At 38.8% G+C, this 8,075-nt stretch carries 5 protein-coding genes, 1 tRNA gene and 1 pseudogene; 4 read left to right on the forward strand and 3 right to left on the reverse strand.

Translation table 11 applies throughout. The features are described from left to right. Together A9239_RS13515 and A9239_RS13520 are read right to left on the reverse strand one after the other, a co-directional pair. On the reverse strand, window positions 1-215 hold a 215-nt coding region (locus tag A9239_RS13515; RefSeq protein WP_141706471.1), incomplete at its 3' end, for a hypothetical protein. Window positions 216-559: 344 nt separating this feature from the next. Then, window positions 560-1,261 (reverse strand): isoprenylcysteine carboxylmethyltransferase family protein, encoded by a 702-nt coding sequence (locus A9239_RS13520; RefSeq protein ID WP_052712919.1) that lies wholly within the window; start codon window positions 1,259-1,261, stop codon window positions 560-562. Window positions 1,262-1,450: 189 nt separating this feature from the next. Here A9239_RS13520 and A9239_RS13525 point away from each other — a divergent pair, with 189 nt between their 5' ends. Further along, entirely contained in the window at window positions 1,451-1,861 is a 411-nt protein-coding gene (locus A9239_RS13525) for a PaaI family thioesterase (RefSeq protein WP_048121674.1), read from the forward strand. A gap of 864 nt (window positions 1,862-2,725) precedes the next feature. Further along, window positions 2,726-3,514 carry a nitrous oxide reductase family maturation protein NosD gene (locus A9239_RS13530; RefSeq protein ID WP_255361952.1) on the forward strand — a complete coding sequence of 263 codons (789 nt, stop codon included), beginning with the start codon at window positions 2,726-2,728 and terminating at the stop codon, window positions 3,512-3,514. A 414-nt stretch (window positions 3,515-3,928) separates the two neighbouring features. Here the strand turns inward: A9239_RS13530 and A9239_RS13535 are convergent. Then, window positions 3,929-4,000 (reverse strand) — tRNA-Gly (locus A9239_RS13535). A gap of 312 nt (window positions 4,001-4,312) precedes the next feature. Between A9239_RS13535 and A9239_RS13540 the strand changes: the two are divergent. Then, window positions 4,313-5,962 (forward strand): annotated as a pseudogene (locus A9239_RS13540) (ATP-dependent DNA ligase). 217 nt (window positions 5,963-6,179) lie between these two features. Continuing rightward, window positions 6,180-7,934: a DNA polymerase/3'-5' exonuclease PolX gene (gene polX, locus A9239_RS13545; protein WP_048121673.1), complete on the forward strand. Its 1,755-nt coding sequence runs from the start codon at window positions 6,180-6,182 to the stop codon at window positions 7,932-7,934. Window positions 7,935-8,075: the final 141 nt, after the last annotated feature.

Consider the following 8,075-nt stretch of genomic DNA (forward strand, 5'->3'; position numbering starts at 1 on the left):
GTCATGTTCCCCATTTTTCCGCTTATATTATCCGTGCCGACAATAGCCGCGTTTCCGGTCATGTTGCAGGTAATGGTTTCATTTATATTTCCGGCCAGGATCGCACTCATATTTTTCATATTTCCGACCATGTCCGTGTCAGTCTGCGCTTGCACAGACACAATAGACAATGTCATGCATAACGCTAGCAGAGAAACGATTAATTTCATTTTCATTCTTAACCCCCGTATACGAGCTCGACCAACAGGCCGATTATATATATTTAAATTAAATAAAATATAATTTAATATAAATCAAATAAATAATAAACGATCCGTTTATAAATAATTAATCTCTATCAACTATACAGATTAGTCTGGTTTTAAGGGTCAGATGGCGTTTTAAAAGTAATTTTCTATCACGTATCCATAGAGCTCATCTCAAAAATCAAAACTGTATCTCTGAATTTTATGTTCTGAATAATTATCTGGTAATCTGATCATGAAAATAGTTATGAAACTATTCTAGTTGAGAATAAAGTCGAGAATAAAGTCGAGAATAAAAGTGATTCTTTTATTTCTCACCAAATAAACGGCACAAGCCGATACCTTACCTTCTTTGTGTATTCTCTATATCCTGGAAGCTCTTTGTAGAGCATCCTGTCTTCGAAGTATGTGCGGAAAACAAAAGTAACAGCAAGTAACAGTGCAGGTATCAGTCCATAAAGAGAGCCAATGACGAACGGAGCGCAGCCGTAAAACAGTATCATGCCGGCATATCCCGGATGCCGGACGATAGCATAAGGTCCTGTGATAACAACTCTATGTCTCTTTTCTTTTTGGATGCGGACTGTAGTTTCAAAAAATTTGTTTTCGACCATTGCCCACGTTACAAAAACCCATCCCACGATGAAAATTACAACGCCGATAGCTAGAAACTCCGTCCCAGGGCTTGAAAGCTGGAATCTTCCCACATCAAGCCCGCACACAATAAACATTATGAAAAGAAATATGATATAGAGCACGGCAAACAATTTATCCCACCACTTCATTTCTCCCCATTTCATTTCACTCCGTGCTCTTATGACCTCAGGATTGAACTTGAGGAAAATAACCATGTTAAAGAGCACCGAGATGAAATAAAGGCTAAAGAAAAACCATGCTCTGGGCAGATCAATCATACCGGCAGAAAGAAAAAACGCCACCATAAAAAAGAATAGGCCTGCAATAACCTGTGTAGTCCTTTTGATAACTGCCTTCCAGAATAATGTATTTTTTTCCACCACTTCAATCCTAGGAGAAATTATCTTTGGTGTTCAAAAAGATTTTGATAGTTATATTAGGGGCTCGGCAGGAATTTTACCTCTGAAAATGGCAGATTCAGGATTAAGTTTACATTCAGAAGAATAACTTTAATTAAAAATAAGAAGAATAGAGCACGATTTTACTTATACAATAACTGGAGTTATTACATGGAGAATATTAAAAACTTTTTTAAGAACGATAAATTCGCTGCAGTTTCAGGAATTGAACTTTTAGAAGTTTCTCCTGGATATGCGAAAGCTATCATGAATATAGAGGAAAAGCACCTTAATGCCCTGAAAACCGTCCAGGGAGGTGCAATATTTACCCTTGCAGATCTTACTTTTGCTGCAGCGTCAAATGCGTACGGTAATGTTGCTGTCGCTATCAATGCAAATATTTCTTTTGTAAAAGCCGCAACAGGCAAGACTCTCACAGCGGAGGCAAAAGAAACCTCAATAAATCCCAAAATTTCAACATATACTGTAAATATAACTGATGATAAAGGAGATCTTGTAGCAATATTCCAGGGTATGGGCTACAGGAAAAAGGTTTCACTTGATGAGCTTTCCCGCATTTAAGTCAGAAGAATTCATGTCTAGGACTTACGCACTTGAAGTACAAAATCAAGCACATTAGGCGTTGTGACTTTTTTAGTGGTTTATACAGTTAAAGGTTTGATGCGATTGATTTCCCAGTTCAGCCGCGTAAGTCCTGATCTCAATAAATCAGTAGGATAATAATAACACGATCCAAAGTAGACGTATAGTTTAGAAGATAATTATTTTGGGATATCTTTGGGCTCAAACACATATGGATAGCATAATTAACCTGAGAAGAGTTGAGCTCATCCCAAAACCAGTTTTATACTCAAAATTGATAAGAGTTTTAGAACTAGTTTCCTTGATCATATACTCTTGATTATTCTTGATTTCAATATTCAAAGAAGCAATTTTGAGTTATGGAGTAGGCTCGTTAGAATATTTCGTTTTAGTCTAAATACGGGTACGTTAGCCCGTAAATCTATTTTGTGCTTCTCTGGCGAAGCCCGATCTTTTTAAAATTCTCCCGCATTCGTTCTTAAATAAGCAACTTTTGTAACTGTTATTAAATGAAGAAGGGAAGGGGTTATGGTTAAAATCCAGTCATTTTTTAATTTTTATATTAGACTTCTTGTTTTGAAAAAACTAGATTAAAGAATTTATATTAAAAAACATTTTTTTTGGTCAAGTCAACACGTTTACATACGAGAATTGGCATGGTGTTGGGGCGTAAATATTTATTCGTTAAATAAAGTTCCACCAGAACTTTTCTAAATAAACGGAGGCATTAAAATAAGCAAATTAACCGCTTTATTAGCATTTGTTCTTATTTTAACACTAATATCAGGTATCGGAGCTGCGGCTGAGATTTCAGTCCAGCCAGGAAGTTCGATTCAAAGTGCTATTAACAATTCAACTTCTGGCGATGTAATTACCGTAAGTCCCGGAACCTATACAGAAAACATCAAAATAACTAAAGATAATCTCACAATCAGGTCAGAATCCGGAAACCCTGATGATACAATAATTCAAGCCGGAACTCCAAATGCTAACGTGCTCCTTCTGAAAGCAGATAATATAACAATTAGTGGGTTTAAGATTCTTGGAGCTACAGACCCCATTCACTCAGGAATCTATTTGTCTTCATGCAGGAACTGTACAATTGATAACAACAAACTTTTGAATAACGGGCTTGGGATCTATACCCTGTATTCCAGTGGAAATATAATCTCAAACAATACAGTTACAAATAATGAAGAGTACGGGATTGCTATTCAAAGTTCCAAAGACAATCTCCTCTCAGGAAATACGGCTTCTGATAGTAGCAGAGGAATCCATTTTGGCAACTCTGACGGCAATACATTCTCAGATAACACTGTTCAAAATAATAGTGTTTACGGTTTTTATATCTGCCCTAGAAGCGATAGGAACCTTATTTACAACAACTACTTCAACAATACCAATATGACCATTAAAAACGGAGAAGGAAATTCCTATAACATTACGAAAACTTCAGGCACTAACATTGTAGGCGGATCGTATATAGCGGGTAATTTCTGGGGAAAACCTGACGGCACTGGATTTTCCCAAACCGCAGTAGATAAAGACGGGGATGGCATTGCTGACTCCGCGTATAAAAACATAACACACAGCACCTATTCGGATTATCTACCTCTTGTAGAGCACAAATAAACACCTGATACATCGATTCATAGTATCTTCTCAATAAAACACAGATAAACACATATGAACATAGATAGTTTCAATTCGTTTTTATCCGTGTTTATCTTTAATTTTTTTATAGGCGCATTTATTAAAAAGTTCATTTATTAATGTGGATTTTAAAGTCTAACTTTATTCTGAATTTTTTGGGGATCGAAGCCAGTAAAGATATTTCTAAATATTATTAAAAATAAATTGTAATATAACAGTAACTATTTTTCATTCAAATCGATATCAATCAACTTTTTTTGGTAGGCTGAATAGTTACTTAGTTTTTAAGAAATACAGTTTCAAAAAGACTTAGTTTAAAAGAAATACAGTTTAAAATAGACTTCGTATAAAAGAAATATAATTCAAAAAAGACTTATTTTTAATTATTTTCAATGCGACTGCCGGGATTCGAACCCGGGTTCTAAGCTTGGGAAGCTCAGGTCATAGCCGCTAAACCACAGCCGCATGAAGATATATAGAGGTGATGTGTATTCTCCTCATGCATCTTTTAGATATTAAAGGTTTCGGTAATGAAGAGAGAACGGCAGAGATAGTTGTTTCATGGGGAAAAGAGGAAAAACTCTATTTCTGAAATTTGAGGGTGCAAAGCGATAAAGACCTGCAAATTGAATTCTAGTATAGAGAAAAATTTCAAAGCGTTTTTTCGGGGAGAGGGTAATGGCTCGATTCATAGAGCTTGCGGAGCTTTTTGAGGAACTTGAAAACATAACATCCCATAAGGAAATCGTCAGGAAAATTGCTAATTTTTTTTAGGGGCTGGAAGGAAAGGAAGTAAATGACAGTGCATACCTTTTTCTCGGGAGCATAGGACCTGCTTTTGAGAATACAGCACTGGGAATAGGAGATAAGCTCGCTTTAAAAGCTATTGCCGGAGCATACGAAGTTTCCGAAGAAGAGGTTAAAAAAAGATATTCAAGGACAGGGGACCTTGGGAATGTAGCTTTTGAGTTAAATCGTAGAGAAGAAAAGTCTCTGGCAATTGATGAAGTGTTTGGAAGATTAAAAGAGATAAAAGAAGCCTCAGGAAAAGGAAGTCAGGAGGAAAAAACCGGGCTGCTTTCCAGTATCCTGTAGCGAGCCAGTCCCAAAGAAGGAAAATACATAGTCAGGATTGTACTTGGGAAACTAAGGCTTGGTTTTGGGGACCAATTTTTGCTTGAGGCATTTTCTATCGCTTTTACAGGGGACGAAAAATATGTCGTCAAGATCAAAGAAAGCTATAGCGTTTGTACTGACATCGGAGAGCTTGCAGAATCCCTTGCAGAACACGGTCCGAAAGCTCTTGGGCGCTTCTCCATAAAACTTGGCCGGCCTGTAAGGTCAATGCTTGCGCAGCGCGTGGAAACCTTTGAAGAGCTTGAAGAACGAATTCCCGGAAAAAAAGCAGCCGAAGAAAAATATGATGGGGAGAGAGTGCAGATCCATAAAAACGGAGAAGAGGTTAAAGCTTTTTCTCGAAGGCTTGAAGATATAACTGCCCAGTATCCCGATGTTGTGGAAGCAGTCAGGAAAGGCATTCTTGCAGAGAAAATCGTGCTTGATGGGGAAATCGTTGCATACGTTGAAGGCAGGAAAGCAGACGATTCAACTGGAGAATTTTATTCATTCCAGAGACTAATGAAGAGGCGCAGAAAGTATGAGGTCCAAAAATATGCTGAAATTTGCCCTGTTGCCGTATTCTTTTTCGATATCCTGTACTTGGAAGGAAATTCGCTTCTGAAAAAATCTTACCCGGAAAGACGAGCTATCCTTGAGAAATATGTAAAGGAATCAGAAATTCTTCGCCTTGCTAGAAGAATTGTTACGGATAATCTTGAAGAAATAGAGGACTTTTTCAACGAGGCTCTGGAAAAGAAGCTTGAAGGAATTATAATCAAATCTATGGATCGGAATTCTATTTACGAAGCCGGAAAAAGGAGCTGGCTCTGGCTCAAATGGAAAGAAGAATATGCCAGCGGGATGAGAGAGACCTTTGACCTTGCAATTGTAGGGAAATATTACGGACGAGGAAAAAGGAAAGGTTCATTTGGGTCTCTCCTCTGTGCAATTCTTAATGAAGAGGAACAGCGTTTTGAAACTTTTACAAAAGTTGGAACCGGGTTCACAGAAGAGGACGCGAAAGAAATCGACAGCTTACTTTCAGAGCATATTATTTCTGAAGTCCCTAAAAATGTACTCATAAAAAGTAGAATGCTTCCGGATATCTTTGTAGAACCGTCTCTGGTTATTGAAGTCCTTGGTTCGGAAATTACTGAAAGCCCGAGTCACACTGCCGGGCAGGGAAAAGGAAATACCGGGCTTGCTCTGCGTTTTCCTCGCTTTTTACGCATAAGACATGATAAAGGACTTTATGATATTACTACACTTACAGAAGTCCGGAATTTAAAGGAAGGCAGAGGCATTTGAAGATTTATTGAAGAAATAACATACATTTAAAGATTTATTGAATGAACGGTATTTGAAGACTTATTGAATGAAGAAAAGATATTTGGAGATCTATTGATTGGAGATCTATTGAGGAAAGGCACAGGTATTTGAAGACTATTTATGCAGAAAGGAAAGAAAGGAGAAGATAGTAAAAGAAGAAACTGGAACAGAAAATAAAAGGGGCAGGGGGTAACAATTGAGAAATCGAGAGATTGCCGAGTTATTTTATGAGGTTGCTGACATTCTTGAATACCAGCAGGTTGAATGGAAACCACGGGCTTATAGGAAAGCTGCTCAGATGATAGAAAACCTTGGGGAAGACATAGAAAAAATCTATACCAAAGACGGAAAATCTGGACTAACTAAAATTCCGGGCATAGGGGAGTCAATTGCTAATCACATTGCCGAATATCTGGAAACAGGCGAAGTGGAAAAATTTGAAAAGCTTAAAGAAAAAGCCCCTTCAGGTGCTACAGAACTAATGGAAATTCGAGGGCTTGGGGCAAAGAAAATCAAAAATCTCTCCGATGCCCTTGGTGTAAGGACACTTTCAGATCTTAAAAACGCAATCATTGCCCACAGGCTAAAGAGGCTCGAAGGATTTGGAGAAAAAAGTGAAAAGAATCTGGCAAGGGCAATTGAGCAGTATGAGAAAAGCCATGCCCGGCTAGCTCTCGGAAAAGCACTTCCACTAGCAGACGAAGTCATATCTGCTTTAAAAGCCCAGTGTGAAAGCAGAACCTCTAAAATCGATCTCTCGAAAATAATATGCACAGGTTCACTCCGCAGGTTGAAAGAGACAATTGGGGATATCGATATCCTGGCAGAAGCTGAAAAAGAAGAGGCCTTGAAAGTAATGGATTGTTTTGTCTCCCTTCCGGACGTTGAACAAGTGATCTTAAAAGGTAGCACAAAAAGCAGCGTAATTTTGAGAGAAGGGACAGCTATTGACCTTAGAGTAGTCCCACCTGAAAGTTACGGAGCAGCTCTTCAGTATTTTACGGGCTCAAAGGAGCACAATATAGAACTTAGAAACGTTGCCATCAAAAACGGTTACAAACTTTCTGAATACGGGCTGTATTTAAAAGAATCCGGTAAACAGATTGCAGGCAACAGCGAAGCAGAGATTTATGAAAAACTTGGCCTTGCCTATATCCCACCCGAACTTCGTGAAAACCGGGGAGAAATTAAAGCCGCTGCAAGAAATGCCCTGCCCAAACTGGTAGAAGCAGGCAATCTCAGGGGAGATCTCCACATGCACACCGAATACAGTGAAGGAAAAGACAGCCTAAAAACAATGATTGAAAAAGCAGAAGCTTTTGGTTATGAGTATATCGCAGTAACCGATCATTCCCGTTCCCAGAAGGTTGCAAACGGCCTGGATGTTGAGAAATTAAAAGCCCAATGGAAAGAAATCGACAAACTCTCAAAAATATTCCGGATAAAAATCCTCAAAGGATCTGAGGTCGATATCCTGAAAGATGGAAGCCTTGACTATCCTGATGAGATTCTCAAAGAACTCGATATTGTGGTAGGAGCTGTACATTCCGGTTTTGCATTCCTTGAAAGGAGAATGACTGAAAGGATTGTCACGGCTCTGGAGAACAAATACCTCGATATCCTTGCACATCCCTCAGGCAGGCTGCTTGGAAAAAGAGAGGCTTATGCCGTTAATTTTGAAAAAGTCTTTGAAGCTGCCGCTGCAAATGGAAGAGTAATGGAGATCAACAGCCAGCCTTCAAGGCTTGACCTTAATGACGAGCTTATCCTGCGTGCAAAGACCTTTGGCCTAAAGTTCTGTATATCTTCAGACAGCCATGCCGTTTCCGACCTGACTTCCATGCGGTACGGCCTCGGACAGGCGCGTCGAGGCTGGTTGGAAAAAGAAGACGTTGTAAACACCTACTCCTACTCCAGGCTTAAACAAGTTTTCAAAAAACTCAATGCATGATCGTATGTGCCGCAACCGTTGCGCCGTTTGATCACGCCGATCACGTTCTTGCTGTTGTTTTCGGTCAAGCCTTTTTTCAAAAGGGTTGCGGTCTAGTAGTTTTTTTAAAAAGGTTGCAGAAAAGCATGTATCTTATACACA

The sequence above is a fragment of the Methanosarcina sp. A14 genome, from assembly GCF_001729375.1.
GTDB lineage: Archaea > Halobacteriota > Methanosarcinia > Methanosarcinales > Methanosarcinaceae > Methanosarcina > Methanosarcina barkeri.

Excerpts from the sequence above, each read along its gene's own strand:
- A9239_RS13525 (WP_048121674.1), top strand. The coding sequence starts at position 1,451 with ATGGAGAATATTAAAAACTTTTTTAAGAACGATAAATTCGCTGCAGTT.